Below are 18693 nucleotides of genomic sequence, written 5' to 3' on the forward strand. Positions count from 1 at the left end.
GGGTGATTCACGAGGTCGACGACGTACTGCGGGCCCTGATCAGGGCGGAGGTGCTCGAAGGCGGTCAGATCGCGGTGGTCTTCGACGCTCCGACCCGTGAGTGGGCGGCGAAGGTCAACGCACCCATGGTCAACCTCTACCTCTACGACATCCGCGAGGACATGCGAAGGCGTGAGCGGGGTCTGCACAACGAGTACGACGAGCGCGGCACGATCATCGCGCGCCGCCGCCCGCCCCGCTTCTTCAAGTTGTCGTACCTGATCACGGCATGGACGAAGCGTCCGGAGGACGAGCACCGGCTTCTCTCGTCGCTGCTCGGCTGCCTGCTGTGTTATGAGGCGCTGCCTCCGGAGCGGCTGACGGGCACCTTGGCGGAGATCGGGGCGGCCGTACCGATGTCGATCGCGCTGCCGCCGCCGGAGGACCGTTCGTTCGCCGACGTATGGAGCGCGCTGGGCGGCGAGTTGAAACCCTCGCTGGACCTGGTCATCAGCGTGCCGGTGACGGCGTCGCCGAGCTATGTGGCCGGCCCGCCGGTGGGGGACGAGGGGTTGCAGGCCCGCTTCGGGGACGTACCCGAGGAGGCCGAGCCGTTGTCGGAACCGATGCCGGGCCGAGGAGGGCTTCCGGTGTACGGAGGCCGTCCGGGCCGCCCTGGTCGACCGGGCAGTCCTGGCAGTCCGGGCGGTCCGGGCGGGGGCGTCCCGCGTACCCCTGACACGGAACGGCGGCGAGGCCTGTCCCTCCGTATCACCGAGAACCGCAAGGCCGCTGCGGCGGACGCAACGCGGGGCAGCGGAGCCGACCACGCGGCGGACGCAACGCGGGGCAGCGGAGCCGACTACACGGAGGACGGCGCCGAATGACAACCGCGGGCGACCCGAACCTGCGCCATCTCCTTGCCCGCGCGGTAGCGGTGGAGCAGCGCATCCGACGAGCGGTCGAGGCCCGGCAGCTCACCGACCCGGACCCGGACGACGCCTTCCGCGGTCTCTACCTCACGGACGAGAACATCGCCCGTCTGCTGGACGCGGACGAGGCCCGAGCCTTCCCGTCCTCCATCCCGGACCACGTCGAGACACCGGCCGAACCATCCCGACTGACCTCCCTGGCCGGTGAGTTCGGCCTCACCACCCTCGACATCGAGATCCTCCTCATCACGCTCGTACCGGATCTCGACGACCGCTTCGAGGCGTTCTACGGCTACCTGAACGACGACGTCACCCGCCGCCGCCCGTCCATCGGGCTGGCACTGGGTCTCTGTGGCCTGTCCCCCGCCGGCCAGGTGGCGCGCGGCCGGCTGGCGGCCCTTGCGCCACTGCGTGAAGGCCGCCTCCTCCTGGTCGAGGACCTGGACCGGCCGTTCCTGAGCCGTGCGCTCCGCGTCCCCGACCGGGTCACCGCGCACCTCCTGGGCGACGACACCCCCGACCCGCGTCTGGCCGATCTCCTCGCCCCCTGGCACGCCGTACCAGGCGTCGGCGACCCGGCCCCGCTGGCCGCGGCCCTCGCCCGAGGTGTTTCGCTCGCTTACCTCCGCGAGGACCAGGGCGGTGCGGGCACGGCCCTCGCGGCCTCCGCGCTGACCCTCGCGGGCCACCGGGTCCTGGGCCTGGATCTGGCGCGACTGGCCGAGGACCCGTCCCCTGCGGAGGCGGTCCGCTCCCTGGTCCGCGAGGCCCGACTGACCGGCGCCGGCCTGGTCTGTGCCCCGCTCGACGCGGTCTCCCGCGAACACCCGGAACTCCTCCGACTGCTCACCGGCACCCCGGTCCCCACGATCCTGGTGGGCCGGGCCCCCTGGGACGCCGCCTGGTCCGCCGCCCCGCCCCTCCTCCTGCACGCCCCACGCGTGGAGCCCTCGACCAGAGCCGCCCTCTGGACCGACGCGTACGAGGCCCCCGTCCCCGAAACCATCGACGTGGACCGCCTGCTCTCGCCGTTCCTCCTCACCCCGGAACAGATCACCCGCGCTGCCCGGGGCGCCGCCCAGACCACTCACCTGGACGGCGGCACCCTCACCCCCGACCACGTACGCCAGGGCGCCCGCGCCCAGAACGCGGCAGGCCTCGACCGCCTGGCCCGCCGCATCGAGCCCACCGTCACCTGGAAGGACCTGGTCCTCCCCCCGGACACCCACGCCCAACTCCGCGAACTGACCGCCCGCGCGCGCCATCGCGACCGGGTCCTGGGGGAGTGGGGCATGCGCCCCGGCGGCGGCAGGGGCCGAGGCGTATCGGCCCTCTTCGCGGGCGACTCCGGCACCGGAAAGACGATGTCCGCGGAGGTCATAGCCGCAGATCTGGGCCTGGACCTCTACACGGTCGATCTGGCGACGGTGATCGACAAATACGTGGGCGAGACGGAGAAGAACCTGGAACGGATCTTCTCCGAGGCCGCAGGAGTGAACGGAGTCCTCCTCTTCGACGAGGCGGACGCGATCTTCGGCAAACGCTCGGACGTGAAGGACGCCCACGACCGCTACGCGAACGTCGAGAGCGCGTACCTGCTCCAGCGCATGGAGTCCTTCGACGGCCTGGCCATCCTCGCCACCAACCTCCGGGCCAACCTGGACGACGCGTTCACCCGCCGCCTGGACCTCGTCATCGACTTCCCGGTCCCGGACCCCGAACAGCGCCTCCTGCTGTGGGAACGCTGCCTGGGCCCCGCACTCCCCCGGGGCAGGGACCTGGACCTCGCCTTCTGCGCGCAGAACTTCGAGCTGGCGGGCGGCAACATCCGCTCGATCGCGGTGACAGCCGCGTACCTGGCCGCGGACACGGGCGAGCCGGTGGCGATGCCGACACTGATCCACGCGATCCAGCGCGAGTACCAGAAGCTGGGCCGCCTGACGCTGGCGTCGGAGTTCGGGCCGTATCTGGGACTGCTGGCGTGAGGTGCGGGCGCCTTTCAGACCTTGATGATCAGACCTTGATGATCCGTACCCGGTCACCGCAGAGCAGCCCCAGATCCTCGGGGTCCGAGGTGAGGATGACCGCAGGCTTCGGCATCAGCAGGGCAGTCGCCCCCACGACGGCGTCGATGGCGTACTTGTGACCGTGCAGCCCGGCGTCGGCCAGCAGCTTCATGGCCGAGCGCCCGATCTCCTCGCTCACGGGCTCAACCGTCAGCCTGGACACCACCCAGTTGAACCGAGCGGTGTTCACCTTCCGGTGGTGGGCCTCGACGAGGGTGAGGACGCTGACGATCACCCTCATGTCCTCCTGCTCCGCTCCACGGAGCAGCGCCATGACCTGCCGGTCATCCGCTACGACCTTGGACAGCCCCTCACTGTCCAGGACGAGCGTTCCGGTCCGAGCCATCATGCGGCGTTCTGCGCATCATCGGCGTCGCCCCGTAGAAGTGCTCGGGCGGCATCGACCTCCACGTCGCTCAACGCACCGTGTTCGGCTTCGTGCCCTTCGGTCAGCTCGGCAAGGTTGTCCCGTTCGATCTGCCGCTGAACGGCGGCGTCCACGTAGGCGGAGAAACCCCGCTTCCCCACACGCGCACGGACGGCCGCGATATTGCCTGAGTGCAGGCTGACGGAGACGTTGGCGGTGGGGCCCTCGCCCACCCCGTAAGCAGTGTCGTCGCTCATGACACCAATCTAATACATGAACTAGGAGAAGACTTCGCTTCGTGGCAACAGGGCAGTGGCAGCAGGGCTGTGGACACTTTGCACGGTCCCTCGCATGGGCCCTTGCGCGGACCCGGAGTTGCCGCCACCGTGGGCGGGGTCGGGCCGGTGACCGACCGGTCCGCTCCGTACGGTGACGGGAGTCAGCGTGACCTCATTGCCCCTGCCCCACGGACTGCACGGCGACGGCTCGCACAAGGTGATCGCGGTACACGGCTGGTTCGCCGACCGTTCGGCGTACGACCCGGTGCTGCCGGATCTCGACCTCGGTTCGTTCCAGTACGCCGTGGTGGATCTACGAGGATACGGCGAGGCCAGGGACGTGAGCGGCACGTACACGACGGCCGAGGGCGCCGCGGACGTGCTCGCGCTGGCCGACCGGCTCGGCTGGGAGCGGTTCTCGCTGATCGGCCACTCGATGGGCGGCTGCGTCGCTCAGCGGACGCTGGCCATCGCACCGCAACGGGTGCGCAGAATCGTCGGAGTGTCGCCCGTGCCCGCGTCCGGCCTGCCACTCCCGCCCGACCAGTGGGAACTCTTCTCCGGGGCGGCGCACACCCCTCAGAACCGTCGGACCATCCTCGACATCACGACCGGAGGACGACGCCCGGCAGTCTGGCTGGACCGTATGGTGCGTCGCTCGCTCGAACGCAGCGATGCCAAGGCGTTCCGTGCCTGGCTGGACTCCTGGGCGGGCGAGGACTTCCACGACCGGATCGAAGGGTCGCCCGTGCCGGCTCTGGCCGTGGTGGGCGCGCTGGACCCGGCACTGTCGGCAGAGTTGCAGCACGCCACGTGGATGCGCTGGTTTCGGCGGGCCGAACTGGTGGAGCTGCCGTCGTGCGGCCACTACGCGATGGACGAGGCCCCGCTCGACCTGATCCGTGTGGTGGAGGACTTTCTGCGGGCCGATGCGGAGGACAGCGGGGCGAAGGCATGAGCGGGCCCGCCCCCGAAGCACCGGACCAAGCGGCTGTACCGGACGTCTTCGACCCCAGGCAGTACGCGCAGGGCATCCCCCACGACCGCTACCGTCACCTGCGCGATCACCACCCCGTGGCGTGGCAGGAGGAGCCGGAGGTGCTCGGCTGGCCGGCGGGCCCCGGCTTCTGGGCGGTCACCAGGCACGAGGACGCAGTCCGGGTCCTGAAGGACTCCTCGACGTACTCCTCGTACCTGGGCGCCACCCAGATCCGCGACCCGGACCCCGCCGACCTGCCGTTCATCCGCCGCATGATGCTCAACCAGGACCCACCGCACCACCGGCGACTGCGCGTACTCGTAAGCCGTGCCTTCACACCGAAGCGCGTGGACCGCTTCGAGACGGTCGTCCGCCACCGGGCCCGGACTCTCCTTACCCGCGCAGTGGCCGAGGCACGGGCCACCGACGGCACCTGCGACCTCGTCACCCAGGTCACCGACGACTACGCCCTGCTCAACCTCACCGACCTGCTGGGCGTACCGGACAGCGACCGTGGACTCCTCCTGCACTGGACCCGACGCATCATCGGCTACCAGGACCCCGACGAAGCCGGAACTCCGGTCCTGGGCCAGGACGGCAAGCCGGTCAACCCGCGATCCCCGGCGTCACTGCGCGACATGTTCGACTACGCGCACGCACTGGCGGCGCACAAGCGTCGACGCCCCGGCGACGACGTGATGACAGCCCTGGCCGCGGACCCCGAACTCACCGCGCCCGAACTGGAGATGTTCTTCTTCCTGCTGGTGGTGGCAGGAAACGACACGGTACGCAGCGCAGCCCCAGGCGGCCTGCACCTACTGGCCCAGCACCCCGACGCGTACCGCCGGTTGCGCAACGGCGAGGTGGAACTCATCACCGCCATCGACGAACTGCTCCGCCGCCACCCACCGGTCCTGACCTTCCGCCGCACCGCCGCCCGGGACACGGACCTGTCGGGCACACGGATCCGCACCGGCGACAAGGTGGTCGTCTTCCACGCCTCGGCCAATCACGACGAACGCGTCTTCCCCGACCCGTTCGCCCTGGACCTCTCCCGCTCCCCGAACCCCCACATCTCCTTCGGCGACGGCCCCCACGTCTGCCTGGGCGCCCACTTCGCCCGCTTGCAACTACGGGCCCTGTACGACGAGGCCTGCCACACCCTGCCGCCCGGCCCACTCCATCCGGTGGCCCCACCGAGCCACTTGGTATCGAACTTCATCAATGGTCTGAAGTCGCTACCTGTGCGGCTGGCCAGTGGCTGACAACTGCTCGGCCGTCAGGTGAAGTCGACAGGGACGTCGGCGGACCGGCATCCTCGCCCACCTGCGACTTGGTGGACGCCGGTAAAACTCAGAGGCCGGTGGCGGTGTTCCGGAGCGCGTCCCAGTCCTGCCGATGCGCAGCTCGCCCCGTTGGCGCTTCGAGGGCGCGGACGGACACCGGAGTGTCCGGAGAGCTGATCTCCGCGCCTTGTGAGTGACGCCAGTGCATGGGCGGAGGCAGCTTGTCGATGTCTTCCCGGTACGACGCGATGATCTTGAGTTGGCCCTTGATCTCGGTCGCATACAGCAGTCCGCCGTACGACTGAGCTGTTCTTGCCCTGTCGCCGCCGATGTATCCGGCGTAAAGAGTTCCCCAGGTGGGGTCGCTGTATTCGGCGACCAGGAACAATGTGCGGCGCGCCAGGTTTACGTTCGCGGCCAGCTGAGCCAATTGTTCGGAAGGCATTCCCATGGGCCTGCCGAATCCAGGTGACAGCTGCGCGCCCGGGACTGCATGCCAAAATTTCATGCTCGCTTCTCGGCGCTCGTTCACCACCTCGTCCGGTTCCGAATAGACAGCCGTATTTCCGGCGTAATCGATATCCAGGTAGGAGTCGAAGAATTTCACGACGTCTTCCATGTTGGTCACTGACTTGCACTCCTTCTTATGAAGAGGTGATCATCGGACTGAATCAGGCGTGAATCTTTCTCGGTCGGGACATCTGAGACTGTAGACGTAAGTGTGAACGCGTACAAGACACCCATGACGCGTCTCACCGGGGGGTTCAACAGTATGCTCGTAAGCTTCTTCAGCTGGGCTTCTGATTCCGGGTCGCCGGCCGTGTACCACTCCTGATTCTGAATGTTCCTCATGAAGGTGTCTTTGAGTAGTTCTCCGAATGTCACGGTCACTTTGAGGTCCATGGACACTTGCCCTCGTGCCAGATTATGCTTCTCGGCGAATGCCAGGATTTCGGTCGCTATTTCCGACTCTGCGTCGCCCATGACCGTTTTGTTGTAGTGATCGCTGGCGGTCACCAGGTTGAGCGCATCTCGATAGCCCGAGCCGCCGAACCAGTCGGCAATCACATGAGAGCGGTTGAGGTTCTGGTTGGCTATGAACCCTGGAGAGTCCTGTGTCACGCCTCGCGGGTCGCCGGGTTCCTTGAGCCGCAGGTTCACCCCCTCCACCTGCAGTTCCATACCGTTCTTCAAATCCTGGGTGATCGTGAACGTCTTTCCCGCGGCCGTCCGCACTGTGGTCACCCTCTTGTCGGGGGTGCTTCTCGCCTCGTCCAGGACGATGGAGACGGGGCGGAAGTCGGTATGTTCGCGTTCGTCCGGAGACGGCGGGAAAGGTTCATAAAGCCCGTAGGTTTCCCGACTCGGAAGGAACTTCATCGATCTGAGGATCGTGCGAGTTTCGGGAATGTCGCGAGCTGCCTGTCGACCTTGTTTCTTCAGCTCTTTCAGGGCTGCATCTCCAAGCAGCTTGACAACGTTCTTTCGTATGCCGCTTTTCACTCCGAATACGTGACCTTCGAATGCGGCCGCGTTTATGTCGCGATTGTTGCCTTCATAGAATTTCTTTTTCACATCATGTGCAGTGCTGTCTTGTTTCAGATAGTCCGCCGCCTTGGTTTCGGTCTGATCGAGGACGTCCCTTCCCCATAGCTGGCCCGACTCGATCTTCGGTCGCTTGATTTGATGGTCCCACCAATGGGCGTGGACCTTTTTGATGAAACCGGGGCCGAAGTTGTCAAGCTGATCCTTTATGTTGTCGATATCACTGTATGATCCCAGCGGGTGATTGCTCGCCTTCATGGCCAGGGAGAATCCGACGCCCTTCTTTGTTGCGTCGAATCCCTTTATCCAGGGGAACTTTCCCCGTAGTGTGAGCAATTCTGTGGTTACCGCGTTCACTGGTGAGTCATTTTTTTCGTGCTTGGATATGATGGCTCTTGCCTGGCGCATTGCCTCAGGGAGCTCTTGTTGTTTCTTCTTTTGTGTCGCCTTGTCGTCGCCCGGCTCCTTCGTGTTCTTGTCCTTGCCTTTGAGCTTCGCCCAGAGCTTCTTGCCCGCCTTGACGATGAAGCCCACGATTTTGTCGATCGCTCGGTTCACCGGGCGGGCCACCGCGTGGAAGACGCTCTTGACCTTGTTGGCCAGGCCGCCGATGCCCAGCAGTGAGGCGAGGAAGCCGATGAGGAGGGGCACGCTGGCGGCGAGGGCAGCCTCGACCATCTTGGGGACGCCTGCGGTGCCGCCGTTGGCGATGGCTATGACTGCGTCCAGGACGGCGTTGACGAATTCAACGATCTGGGCGCCTTGGTTCACGATGAACGTGACGATGTCGATGATTCCCTTGACCGCGCGGACGAACGCGGAGGCGGGGTTGAGGAGGGAGATGATCCAGGTGATCCCGGCGACGATGACGGTGGGGATCAGGTAGCTGGTCAGTTTCTCCAGGATGGTGGCCTTGAGGTCGCCGGCCTCCGCGGTGATTTCCTTGACGGCGCCCGCCGGGCCCTCGCGGGCGAGGGTCTGGGCGACCGGGACGGACTGTTCGACCGCGGTCATCGCCTGGTCGGGGATGCCCTTGCGGGTGATGCGGGCGCGGATGTTGGCCCAGGTCAGGCCGAGGAGGGAGGCGATGAGCTGGATGATGCCCTTGAGGTCGAACTTCTGGGGGAGTTCGAGGCCGGCCTTGACCGCGGTGCCGAGCAGCCAGGACACGACGCCGGTCTTGAGGTGGTCGGCGATGTTGGTGATGAAGAGGTTGAGGCCCGCGCCTACCGCCTTGACCAGGTTGCCCAGGAAGCCGATCGGGTCCTTGATGATCTTCATGATCGCGGAGGCGGCCTTGGCGAGGATGCCGAGGAGGAGGTTCTTCAGTTCGTTGATCGTCTTGATCGCGCCGACGATCGCGTCCTTCGCCTTGTCGATCAGGCCCTTGTTGGCCTCCTGGAGCTTCTTGATCTCCTCGTCGATCTTGTTGAGGGCCGCCGTGTACTTCGTCGCGAGGTCCTGGACGAGCTGTTCGGACTTCTCGTTGACGGTGGCTTCCAGGTCGTCGAACTTTCCTGCGAAGTCCTTTGCCGCGTCCTCGCCGAACTGGCGCAGGTCGGCGGGGAGCCGGTCCACCTCCGCCTTCAGCTCCGCACGGCCCTTGGCGATGCGGGCCTTGGCCTTGCCGAGTTCCGCGCCGATGATGTCGGCGACCGAGGAGATGACCGTCTGCATCTGGGCGACGTAGAGCTTGCGGGCCTCCTGGTAGAGGCTGTCGGCCTCTTTCGGCAGGCCGGCGAACTTGTCCTTGACCCAGCGGGCCTTGCCCGTCCAGCCCGAGTACCGCTTGTCCTTGTAGGCCTTCATCCGGCGCTTGTGGTCGGCAGTGAACGCGTCCCGCGCGGCTTTCTCTCCCGCCGTGAACGCGGTGTCGACCTTCTTGTCCAGGCCGGAGAGGGTCTCCTCAACGTCCTTCTTCGTGCCGTCGTAGACCTTCTGCAGTTTCGCCGTGACCTCGGCGCGTTTCTTCTCGTCCTTCGACTTCGTCTCGCCCTTGCCGCCGTCGACCTGCTTCCCGGCAGAGGCACGGGTCGCGGTCAGGGCGTTCATGGCCTGGGCGCCGGAGGCTGCGGCACCTGCTTTCGCGGTGGACAGTTGCTGGGCCTCGGCCGCCTTGCCCTTGGCGGGGGCCTTCGCGGAGTCCGCTTCCGCCGTCTTCTTCGCAGAGAGGGCCTCGTTGAACTCCGGCTCGTTGCCCTTGGCGAGCTGGTCCTCGGTGACCTCGGCGTCCGCCATCGCCTGGTCGTTCTGGGCCGGGCCCTCGGAGAAGTCCGTCACGGAGGCGGGTTGTGGGGCGGGGATCGCGTCCGCTGCGGACGGGGCGCCCGGGTTGGCGGGCGGCTGGTCCGGGGTCATCGGGGTGACCGGTTTGTCCTTGGCCGCCGCCGTGTCCGGCGGGGCCTTGGTTGCCGTGTCGATGTCCTTGGCGGACTTCTCCTTGCCGTCCGAGACCTTGCCGTCGACCTCTGACTTGATCTTGTCCGCCTTGCCGGACTTGGAGAACTTGTCGGCGTCGTCGAGGTTCTTCGGCGCCTGCGCGTCGATCGCCTTGTTCACCGCGTCGATGAACGCCTGCTTGTTGAACTCGCCCGGCTTCGCCGCGTTCATCTTCTCCGCGTTCGCCGCCTTGCCCTGCGCCTCCTTGTCGTCCGGCGGCGCGGCCGCCGCGTCCTGTGCTGATTTGGACTCGGTGGCTGCGGGGGCATGGACCGCGATCCTCGTGCGCTTCGCCGCCACATCCGCCTTGACCTTGCGGAAGCCGGGAGCCTGGGCGGGGGAGGGTTTCACGGGGGCGGTGTAGCGCTGGGCCACCAGGCGGGAGACCGCGCTGTTGCCCGCCGCGCGTTGCAGGCGTTGCAAGCTGCGGGGGTCGGGGGTGGGGCGGTCCCCGGGCGGGCGGCTGTGGGCGGGGCGGTGGGGCGGGGGTGTCTGCGAACGTGACACTTCGGGCGTGGCTGTCACGTTGTCGGGACGGGGGGTACCTCCACGGACGGACGCAGAGGCAGGGTCCTTCTCCGGAACCGCCTTCATCCGCCCTCCCGGCCCACCACTTCCCCGGACAGTCGGCACTCGACGCACATGGCCCTGCCGCCGTCCCAGGGTGCGGGGGCGGTGCATCGCGTACGCAGCGCGTGGGGACGGGGCCGGGGGCAGCGCGCGCTGACACGTACAGCGCGGGAACGTTGCCTGATCGGGCAGCGGCCGGTGCACGGCAGGGCGGCCGTGCGTCCGTTCCCGGTGATCGCTGCTGTCGCGAGAATTGCGGGCGTTCCCCGGCCAAGGAGAGACTCATATGCCGTCGTACCTGTCCCCGGGCGTCTACGTCGAAGAGATCGAGTCCGGATCCCGGCCGATCGAAGGGGTGGGCACCTCGGTCGCCGCCTTCGTCGGCTTCGCGCGGAAGGGCCCGTTCGACGAGCCGACGCTGATCACGAACTGGAGCCAGTTCGCCGGCACCTTCGGTGACTTCGTCGACGGTACGTATCTCGCCTCAGCCGTCTACGGGTTCTTCTCCAACGGCGGCGGTGTCTGTTACGTGGTGCGCATCGGTGACGGTACCGAGCCCCCGGCCGAGGACGAGGGCAACGAGGCCGCCGGACAGCTGCCCGCCGGATCGGAGACGCAGCTCGGGCCGTACGCGGTGAAGCCCCGCCCCGGTGTGGCCGGTGAGATCACCGTCGAAGTGACCGAGGTGGAGGGGGACGATCCGCCTTCCGATGTCTTCCAGCTGATCGTGACGCGGGACGGGCAGGTCGCGGAGACGTATCCGGGCGTCACGACCAAACGCAGCAAGGAGAACGTCGCCACCCGGGTCAACGCCAAGTCGGAGCTCATCGAGATACGGGAGTCCGGGCGTGGCGCCGCTCCCGCCAAACCCGAGCCGCAGACCGTGACCCTGGCCCCCGCAGCGCCCGTGTCACCCGGTGCCGGGGCGCTGGCCCCCGAGGTGTACGTCGGCGATCCCGACCGCCGTACCGGCCTCGGCGGGCTGGAAGCTGTCGAAGAGGTCACCACGATCGCCGTGCCGGACCTGATGAGCGCGTACGAACGCGGGCTGCTGGACCTGGAGTCGGTCATCGCCGTGCAGCAGGGGCTCATCAGCCACTGCGAGCTGATGGGTGACCGCGTCGCCATTCTCGACCCGCCGCCCGGACTCAGCCCGCAGCAGATCCGGGCCTGGCGCACGGACGGCGCCAATTTCGACTCGAAGTACGCCACGCTCTACTACCCCTGGATCCGGGTTGCCGACCCCTCGTCGGGGCGCGCGCAACTGGTCCCGCCGAGCGGCCACATCGCCGGGGTCTGGGCCCGCAACGACGAGTCGCGCGGTGTGCACAAGGCCCCCGCCAACGAGGTCGTACGAGGGGCGATCGCCCTGCAGACCCAGCTGACCAAGGGCGAACACGATCTGCTCAACCCGATCGGGCTGAACTGCATCCGGTCCTTCCCCGGACGCGGCATCCGGGTCTGGGGCGCGCGCACGCTGGCATCGGACCCGGCCTGGCGCTATCTGAACGTGCGGCGTCTCTTCAACTACCTGGAGGAGTCGATCCTCGCCGGTACGCAGTGGGTCGTATTCGAGCCGAACGACGACGCACTGTGGGCCCGTATCCGGCGCACGGTCTCGGCGTTCCTGGTCAACGAGTGGCGCAAGGGGGCGCTGTTCGGGCTCACTCCGGAAGAGGCGTTCTACGTCAAGTGCGACCGTGAGACCAACCCGCCGGAGAGCATCGCCGCAGGTCAGGTCATCTGTGAGATCGGGGTGGCACCGGTCAGGCCGGCCGAGTTCGTCGTCTTCCGCCTCTCCCAGATGACCGGGGGCACCGGCGGCGTCGACGAATGACGCCGCCGGAGCCGGGCCGAGCAGCGCGGCCGTCCTGAGGTCCCCAAGCGGTAAAAGCGGTAAAGGAGCCTGTTGTGCCACTTCCCGATCTCGACAGCACCGTCGGGGCCTCCTTCGGCCTCGAATTCGACAGCGTCGTCATCAAGCAGATCACCGAGGTCAGTGGTCTGAAAATGGAGCAGGACGTCATCGAGCTGAAGCAGAACACCGCCGACGGCCGCTACGCCATCAAGAAGCTCCCGGGCCGGCCGAAGGCCGGTGAGGTGACCGTGACCCGGGGCCTCACCGAGGACAACAGCTTCGAACGGTGGATCAAGGACTCCCGGTTCGGCCGGATGACCGCGGCCCGCCGCAACGGCGCGGTCATCGTGTATGACCACGAGGGCATCGCCATCAAGCGCTACAAACTCATCAACGCCTGGCCGAAGTCGCTGGAGATCGGCACCCTCAAGGCCGGTGACACCTCGGTCCTGACGGAGAAGCTCGCGATCACTTACGAGAGCATGGAACTCGACTGATGCGACGTACGGCACCGGCATCGGATCCGGCCGAGGCTCCCGAACGGACGGACGCGCATCTCCCGGCCGGCGGGAGCGGGCGGTCCGGTCAACGGGAGCCACTGCGAACCGAGTTCACCTTCGAGCTGCCGCGCGGGTACGTCGACGAGACGGGCGCCGTGCACCACACGGGCGTCATGCGGCTCGCGACCGCGCGCGACGAACTCGTGCCGCTGCGGGACGACCGGGTGCGCGAGAACCCCGCGTACCTCTCCGTCGTGCTCATCGCCCGGGTCGTCACCCGGATCGGCACGATCGACGACATCCACCCCGGCATCATCGAGGACCTCTTCGCCTCCGACCTGGCCTTCCTCCAGGACTTCTACCGGCGGATCAACGCCGAGGGCCACACCCGGGCCGCTGTCAGCTGCCCGGCCTGCAAGGAGGAGTTCGCGGTGAATCTCGCCGGTGGCCGCCTGGGGGAATCGTGACGTACGCGGCCGACCTGCTCTACGAGGAGGTCGCGTACCTCGCCTACCACTTCCACTGGCCGCTCGATGAGCTGCTGGACCTGGAACACCCGGAGCGACTGAGGTTCGTCGCACAGATCGCTCGCCTCAACGGGCAGTAGCGAAGAGCGCAGGGAGGGCGGGAGAATCCATGGGCCTGATGTCCTGGCTGCGCGGTGGCGGGCATACGGAGACGGGTGCGGGGACGGCCGCGGGCGCGGAGACCGGCAGCGCTGGTGCCGCTCCGGCGGCCGTGCCGCGCGAGCGGGTCGATCTGGCTGAACTGCCGCCCATCCAGCGGACCCTGGGCGCTCAGGATCTGGTCATCGATCCTTCCGGGTTCCAGGGATCGCTCTCCACCCGGCAGGACACCTCACTCAGTACGCCTCTCGGGCATCTGGTCAGCCCGGACGCGCCCACCGGGCTCGTGCACGGGATCACCACCCCGGCGTCCGTGGGCCGGCCTCCATCGGTGCAGCGGTCCGTGGAGCGTCCGGTGGAACTGCCGGTTCGCGCCAGGTCCGTACCCCTGTCCGTACCCCTGTCCGTACCTGTGCAGTGCGCTGCGGTGGGTGGTGCGCCCGCTATGACGTCGGCCGGGGAGTCCGCCGTGGCGGAGTTGCCGGTACGCCAACTGGTGGGCGAGCAGCCCTTTGCACCGGCCTCGGCTCCGGAACCGGCACCCGAATCGGCCGCGCCCGAGCCCGCGACCCCGCTCCCGCCCGTTCAGCGTTCGGTGACGCCGCCGGTCGTGGACCGGCCCCGGCGTGCGCCCGGTCTCGGCGCGCCCATGTCCGCGCTGCCGCCCACGGCACAGCGACAGGGTGCCCACGCCGGTTCGGGGGCGGAGGGGGCGGCCGGAGTGGTTCCGGTTGCCCGGAGCGTGGCGTACGACGGTGCCGGTGAGGTCCCGGAGGCCCCTGAGGTGCCAGCGGCCCCGGAGCCGGTCTCCGAGTCCGACGGGCCCACTGCTCCGCTGCTCGGTGACGATCCGCTGCTCCCCGCCCCGTCGGAGTCCGCACCCGCGCCTGCTGCCGCCGCCTCGTTCGCCCTGTCGGAGTCCGCACGCGCGCCTGTTGCCGCCTCCTCGTCCGCCCTGTCGGAGTCCGCACGCGCGCCTGTTGCCGCCGCCTCGTTCGCCCTGTCGGAGTCCGCACGCGCGCCTGTTGCCGCCTCCTCGTTCGCCCTGTCGGAGTCCGCACCCGCGCCTGCTCCCGTCTCCTCGTCCACCCCGGCGGTGCAGCGGACTCCCGCCGTGCCCACGCAGGCTCCCCTGTCACCGCCCCCGGCCGCCGCTCCGGTCGCGCCCCTGCTCGCCGACCGGCCCTTGACGCTTCAGTCCGGACAGAGCGGTGGGGCGGGCGTCGTACAGCGTTCCGCCGCGGACGGGGCGGCGGCATCTCCGTCGGGTGGTGCGGGTCCGGTGCCGGGTCCCGGGCTGCCGTCCCTGCCCGATGCCGTTCCGGTGCGTTGGACGTCTGCCGGGGCGGGTGCGCCTTCGGTGGTGCCGGCCGCGTCTCTGCCGGCGGCGCTGCAACGTACCGCCATGACTCCGGGGGAAGCGACGGGTGCGCCCTCTCGGCCGCTTCCCGCCCTACAACGTCAGGCAGTCGGCGGGCCGCCGGTGCCTCGCTCGCTGCCGAGTACCGGCAGCCGTACCGCAGCCTCCACGCCCGCCGCCCCCTCGTTCCCCACGGCCGGTTCGGTCGCCGTGGCCGCGGGGGTGGCTCAGCGGATGGCCGACGGCAGTGTCGTCTTCGGCTCGCCGCCACCTCCGTACTCATCACCCGTTGTACAGCGCGAGACGGAGACCACGGAACCACCGCCTCCGGAGCCTCCCCAGGAGCCCGAACCGGAACCCGAACCGGAACCTGGGCCCATGGCCGAGGACCACGGCGCACCGAGCGCGGCTGCCTCCGCCCCCGGCGCGCCACCCGGTCGGAGCGGTGGTCACGGCGGCGCCGCAGCCCCCGTCGTCACCGACGAGCTGGTACGCGCCCTGTACACACCGCTCAGCAGGCTCTTCAAAGCGGATCTGCGGCTGGAACGCGAACGAGCGGGTTTTCTCATCAACACCCGGCACTGATGAACGGCAGCGACAACACAGCGAATTGAGAGGTACGTGCCATGGCCACCGCCCAGGACAACGATCCCGCCGTCAGCGTCTGCTTCGTCGTCACGATCGACGACATCGAGCTCGGGTCGTTCAACACATGTGACGGGCTGGGCTGTGAAGTGGTGCTCGAAACGCGTGAGGAGGGCGGCAACAACGGGCATCTGTGGCAGCTGCCGACCCGCCTGAAGTACTCGAACGTAAAGCTGTCCAGGCCGCTGACCAAGGAGACCGAGAAGGTGGCCCGCTGGTTCGCCACCATGACGACCGGGTTCAGCCGCAAGACGGCGCACATCGAGGCGCGAACCGGGGACGGGCAGAAGGTGGCCCAGTGGGGGCTGCTGGAAGTCGTGCCCGTCCGCTGGACCGGCCCCTCCTTCACCCCGGAATCGCCCAAGGTCGCGATGGAGACGATCGAGATCGCCCATCACGGCTATGTGATGGAGGGCTGACCGTCGTGAGTGGCGCAGGTCCCATCGCGTTCAGCGCTGCCGGTACGTCCGGGGCGTCGGCGGCGAGGGCGGGCAAGGGAGGTTCGGCCCGGCCCAAGCTGGAGCACGCCTATCTGGAACTGCGGACGCCGCCGACCGGCGGTGGCCTCACGCCCGGTGGTCCGTGCGGTCGGATCGACTTCCAGTTCAACCCCAAGGAGCTGAGCCTCACCAAGGCCGCCTCCTGGAAGCGGAGTCCGGCCAAGGGGGCCAGGAGCTCGGGTCCGCCGGAATATCAGGGCTCGCAGCCCAGCAAGCTCACCGTGGAGATGTTCTTCGACGCCAGCGACACCCAGGACACCCGCGTGGTGACCTCGGTCGAGCAGCTCTTCGCGTGCTGTGTGCCGACGAGCGAGACCCGTCAGCAGCAGCGTTCGTCGCCGCCGTGGGTGGTCTTCCACTGGGGCGGGCTGACCGGTTTCCCCGGCTATGTCAGTCAAGTGCAGGCGAAGTACACCCTGTTCACCACATCGGGCGTGCCGATCCGGGCCGTCTGCCAGGTCACGATGGAGGAGATCAGCGGCGACACCCCGGGGCAGAACCCGACCTCGGGCGCCCTCGCGGCCCGCCGGGTCCACCGGCTGGACGCCGGCGACTCGCTGCCGTCGCTCGCCCAGCGCGAGTACGGCGATCCGGCCGCCTGGCGAGTGATCGCGGAGGCGAACGGGATCGACGACCCGATGCGACTGGCCCCCGGGCAACAGCTGTTGCTCCCCGCGCTCGACGAGCTGAACCGGCTCGAAGAGGAACGGGACGGGGGACGGTCCTGATGGCGCAGCCGGGCGTCGCGACGGCGCTGGTGGTGGAGTTCGGCGGCCGGCCGCTGCCGCCCAAGTTCGTGAACACACTGGTCGAGGGGTACGTCGACGACAGCCGGACGCTCCCCGACCTGTTTCTCCTGCGCTTTCGCGATCCGGACCGGGTACTGCTGGAGCAGACCGGGCTGAAGATCGGCAGCGAGGCCCGGCTGCTGGCCCGCGCGGGCGGGGACACGGCACCGAAGCCGCTGCTGAAAGGGGTGGTCACCGCCCTGGAGGTGGAGCTCGACGAGACCGGCACCTTCACCGTCGTACGCGGGCTCGACGAGTCGCACCGGCTGTTCCGGGGACGCCGGGTGGCCAGCTACCAGAACATGACGCTCGCCGACATCTGCGCCCAGGTGGCCCAGCGCGCCGGGCTGAAGCCCGGGACGGTGGACGTGGCCGGCCCCGTACTCGAACACATCGCCCAGCCCAACGTCACGGACTGGGAGTTCGTGCGCGACCTCGCGGAGGAGGCGGGCGCACAGGCGTACGTACTCGACGGACAGCTGCACATCACCAGACCCGCGGAGGCCGGCGGCGCACCCGACGGTTCGGCACGGGCCGACCGCAATCCGCTGGTCCTGGAGATGGGCAGCAATCTGCTGCGCTGCCGGGCCGGGGTGTCCTCCGCGGAGCAGGTCTCCGAGGTCGAGGTGCGCGGCTGGGACATCAAGACCAAGCAGCCGCTCGTCGGGCGGGCGCCCGCGGGGAAGTCGGCGACGCTGGAGCTGGGGGTGAGCGCGGCCGAGGTGTCCGCGCCCTTCGGCGACGCGCGTTTCGTGGTCACGGACACGGCGTACGGGGCACAGGCGCAGGTGGACCAGGCGGCGAAGGCCCTGGCGGAGCGGATCGCCGGATCGTTCGCGGAGCTGGAGGCGGTGATCCGGGGGAACCCGGAGGTGCGGGCGGGCAGTGCGGTGGCGCTCAACGCGGTGGGGGCGCCTTTCGAGGGGCGGTACACGGTCACCTCGTCGCGGCATGTCTTCGACCCGGTGCGCGGGTACGAGACATGGCTGACGGTCTCCGGGCAGCAGGAGCGTTCGCTGTTCGGGCTGACCGGTGGAGGGCCGGGGGCCGGCGGGTCCGGAGCGGGGGCAGGCGGCGGGTCGCGCTGCGTGGGGCTGGTCAGCGGGACGGTCACGGACACCCATGATCCGGAGGGCTCGGGCCGGGTCAAGGTGCGGTTTCCATGGCTGTCGGACGAGTACGCGAGCGACTGGGCGCGTACGGCGCAGTCGGGCGGGACGAGCGGCGGCGAAGCGTTCATCCCCGAGATCGGGGACGAGGTCCTGGTGGGATTCGAGCACGGTCATCTGGACCGTCCGTACGTCCTCGCCGGTCTGTACAACGGGAAGGACCGGCCGTCGCAGGGCAGCGGCGGCGGGTCGGGCGGGAGTGCCGGTGGCGCGTCCGGGCCGGGTGCCTCCGGGGCGGGTGCCTCCGGACCGGGCGCCGGAGCCGGGCCGTCCACGGGCCCGCCGCCCGCCGCTTCACCCGCAGCAACGCCCGCCGCGCCCCCCGCCCCAGGAGGTGAGCTGGTCGACCCGACCACCGGGGCGGTCAACCGGCGTTCGATCGCCTCCAAGAGCGGAAACCAGCTGGAACTCCTGGACGGCGCCAACGGACCGCAGGGCGTACGCCTGCTCACCGGCGACGGAAAACTGAAGATCGATCTCGACCGCAGGGGCACCGTGATCGTGATCAACAGTGACGGCAGCGTGAACATCGAGGCCAAGCAGAAGGTGTCCATCAAGGCGGCGCGCGGGGTCGCGCTGGACGGCGGGCAGGGAACGCTCGAACTGAGCGGCGACAGCGTCACGTTGACGTCCCGCAGCGGAGTGCGGGTCGACGGCGGAAACGGCGAGGTCAAGCTCTCCACCGGCGGCACGGTGGATGTCCGCGGCGCCCAGGTCGCGGTCAACGGAACACAGCGGACCGACATCAAGGGCGGCGGCTCCCTGGCCATCAACGCACCCCTGGTGAAGATCAATTGACGGCGCGG

Annotated in this window: 16 protein-coding genes; 12 read left to right on the forward strand and 4 right to left on the reverse strand. The window is 68.6% G+C overall.

Features of this window, described 5'->3' with window-relative positions; translation table 11 throughout:
* Nucleotides 1–2 precede the first annotated feature (2 nt).
* Nucleotides 3–866 (forward strand): DUF4255 domain-containing protein, encoded by an 864-nt coding sequence (locus ACIPEK_RS20830; RefSeq protein WP_401998050.1) that lies wholly within the window; start codon nucleotides 3–5, stop codon nucleotides 864–866.
* Nucleotides 863–2896 carry an ATP-binding protein gene (locus ACIPEK_RS20835; RefSeq protein ID WP_401998053.1) on the forward strand — a complete coding sequence of 678 codons (2034 nt, stop codon included), beginning with the start codon at nucleotides 863–865 and terminating at the stop codon, nucleotides 2894–2896. The genes ACIPEK_RS20830 and ACIPEK_RS20835 overlap by 4 nt, the downstream gene beginning before the upstream one ends.
* A 28-nt stretch (nucleotides 2897–2924) precedes the next feature.
* Here ACIPEK_RS20835 and ACIPEK_RS20840 read toward each other — a convergent pair whose 3' ends face one another.
* Both ACIPEK_RS20840 and ACIPEK_RS20845 read right to left on the reverse strand, forming a co-directional pair.
* The gene (locus ACIPEK_RS20840; RefSeq protein ID WP_401998224.1) at nucleotides 2925–3323 is read right to left on the reverse strand and encodes a DNA-binding protein; all 399 of its coding nucleotides are present in this window, start codon (nucleotides 3321–3323) and stop codon (nucleotides 2925–2927) included.
* Nucleotides 3323–3601, reverse strand: coding sequence for a hypothetical protein (locus tag ACIPEK_RS20845; RefSeq protein ID WP_401998056.1), 279 nt, complete (start codon nucleotides 3599–3601; stop codon nucleotides 3323–3325). Before ACIPEK_RS20845 ends, ACIPEK_RS20840 begins: the two co-directional genes overlap by 1 nt.
* Before the next feature lie 187 nt (nucleotides 3602–3788).
* Here ACIPEK_RS20845 and ACIPEK_RS20850 point away from each other — a divergent pair, with 187 nt between their 5' ends.
* A complete protein-coding gene (locus ACIPEK_RS20850; RefSeq protein ID WP_401998059.1) occupies nucleotides 3789–4580 on the forward strand; it encodes an alpha/beta fold hydrolase in 792 nt (263 codons plus the stop codon).
* On the forward strand, nucleotides 4577–5866 hold the full coding sequence (locus tag ACIPEK_RS20855) for a cytochrome P450 (RefSeq protein ID WP_401998062.1): 1290 nt from the start codon (nucleotides 4577–4579) through the stop codon (nucleotides 5864–5866). Before ACIPEK_RS20850 ends, ACIPEK_RS20855 begins: the two co-directional genes overlap by 4 nt.
* Before the next feature lie 88 nt (nucleotides 5867–5954).
* On the opposite strand, the gene ACIPEK_RS20860 is transcribed toward ACIPEK_RS20855, so the two are convergent.
* Both ACIPEK_RS20860 and ACIPEK_RS20865 read right to left on the reverse strand, forming a co-directional pair.
* A complete protein-coding gene (locus tag ACIPEK_RS20860; protein ID WP_401998065.1) occupies nucleotides 5955–6515 on the reverse strand; it encodes a hypothetical protein in 561 nt (186 codons plus the stop codon).
* Nucleotides 6512–10294 (reverse strand): hypothetical protein, encoded by a 3783-nt coding sequence (locus ACIPEK_RS20865; protein WP_401998067.1) that lies wholly within the window; start codon nucleotides 10292–10294, stop codon nucleotides 6512–6514. Before ACIPEK_RS20865 ends, ACIPEK_RS20860 begins: the two co-directional genes overlap by 4 nt.
* A gap of 433 nt (nucleotides 10295–10727) precedes the next feature.
* Here ACIPEK_RS20865 and ACIPEK_RS20870 point away from each other — a divergent pair, with 433 nt between their 5' ends.
* The 8 genes from ACIPEK_RS20870 (at nucleotide 10728) to ACIPEK_RS20905 (ending at nucleotide 18685) form a co-directional block, all read left to right on the forward strand.
* Entirely contained in the window at nucleotides 10728–12278 is a 1551-nt protein-coding gene (locus ACIPEK_RS20870) for a phage tail sheath family protein (RefSeq protein ID WP_401998070.1), read from the forward strand.
* A gap of 74 nt (nucleotides 12279–12352) precedes the next feature.
* A complete protein-coding gene (locus ACIPEK_RS20875) occupies nucleotides 12353–12796 on the forward strand; it encodes a phage tail protein (protein WP_072488539.1) in 444 nt (147 codons plus the stop codon).
* On the forward strand, nucleotides 12796–13266 hold the full coding sequence (locus tag ACIPEK_RS20880) for a hypothetical protein (RefSeq protein WP_401998073.1): 471 nt from the start codon (nucleotides 12796–12798) through the stop codon (nucleotides 13264–13266). Before ACIPEK_RS20875 ends, ACIPEK_RS20880 begins: the two co-directional genes overlap by 1 nt.
* Entirely contained in the window at nucleotides 13263–13406 is a 144-nt protein-coding gene (locus ACIPEK_RS20885; protein ID WP_093896703.1) for a DUF6760 family protein, read from the forward strand. Before ACIPEK_RS20880 ends, ACIPEK_RS20885 begins: the two co-directional genes overlap by 4 nt.
* A gap of 29 nt (nucleotides 13407–13435) precedes the next feature.
* A complete protein-coding gene (locus ACIPEK_RS20890; RefSeq protein WP_401998076.1) occupies nucleotides 13436–15370 on the forward strand; it encodes a hypothetical protein in 1935 nt (644 codons plus the stop codon).
* Nucleotides 15371–15411: 41 nt separating this feature from the next.
* Nucleotides 15412–15849: a phage tail protein gene (locus tag ACIPEK_RS20895; RefSeq protein ID WP_093549687.1), complete on the forward strand. Its 438-nt coding sequence runs from the start codon at nucleotides 15412–15414 to the stop codon at nucleotides 15847–15849.
* 5 nt (nucleotides 15850–15854) lie between these two features.
* On the forward strand, nucleotides 15855–16658 hold the full coding sequence (locus ACIPEK_RS20900) for a LysM peptidoglycan-binding domain-containing protein (protein WP_401998079.1): 804 nt from the start codon (nucleotides 15855–15857) through the stop codon (nucleotides 16656–16658).
* Nucleotides 16658–18685, forward strand: a complete 2028-nt coding sequence (locus ACIPEK_RS20905; protein WP_401998082.1) for a VgrG-related protein — start codon at nucleotides 16658–16660, stop codon at nucleotides 18683–18685. Before ACIPEK_RS20900 ends, ACIPEK_RS20905 begins: the two co-directional genes overlap by 1 nt.
* Nucleotides 18686–18693 lie beyond the last annotated feature (8 nt).

Source organism: Streptomyces sp. NPDC088246, from assembly GCF_044741025.1.
Classification (GTDB): domain Bacteria; phylum Actinomycetota; class Actinomycetes; order Streptomycetales; family Streptomycetaceae; genus Streptomyces.

Bases quoted from the DNA above. Each gene is read 5' to 3' on its own strand.
- ACIPEK_RS20835 (WP_401998053.1), top strand. From the start codon at position 863: ATGACAACCGCGGGCGACCCGAACCTGCGCCATCTCCTTGCCCGCGCG.
- ACIPEK_RS20840 (WP_401998224.1), bottom strand. From the start codon at position 3,323: ATGGCTCGGACCGGAACGCTCGTCCTGGACAGTGAGGGGCTGTCCAAG.
- ACIPEK_RS20845 (WP_401998056.1), bottom strand. From the start codon at position 3,601: ATGAGCGACGACACTGCTTACGGGGTGGGCGAGGGCCCCACCGCCAAC.
- ACIPEK_RS20855 (WP_401998062.1), top strand. From the start codon at position 4,577: ATGAGCGGGCCCGCCCCCGAAGCACCGGACCAAGCGGCTGTACCGGAC.
- ACIPEK_RS20870 (WP_401998070.1), top strand. From the start codon at position 10,728: ATGCCGTCGTACCTGTCCCCGGGCGTCTACGTCGAAGAGATCGAGTCC.
- ACIPEK_RS20880 (WP_401998073.1), top strand. From the start codon at position 12,796: ATGCGACGTACGGCACCGGCATCGGATCCGGCCGAGGCTCCCGAACGG.
- ACIPEK_RS20890 (WP_401998076.1), top strand. From the start codon at position 13,436: ATGGGCCTGATGTCCTGGCTGCGCGGTGGCGGGCATACGGAGACGGGT.
- ACIPEK_RS20895 (WP_093549687.1), top strand. From the start codon at position 15,412: ATGGCCACCGCCCAGGACAACGATCCCGCCGTCAGCGTCTGCTTCGTC.
- ACIPEK_RS20905 (WP_401998082.1), top strand. From the start codon at position 16,658: ATGGCGCAGCCGGGCGTCGCGACGGCGCTGGTGGTGGAGTTCGGCGGC.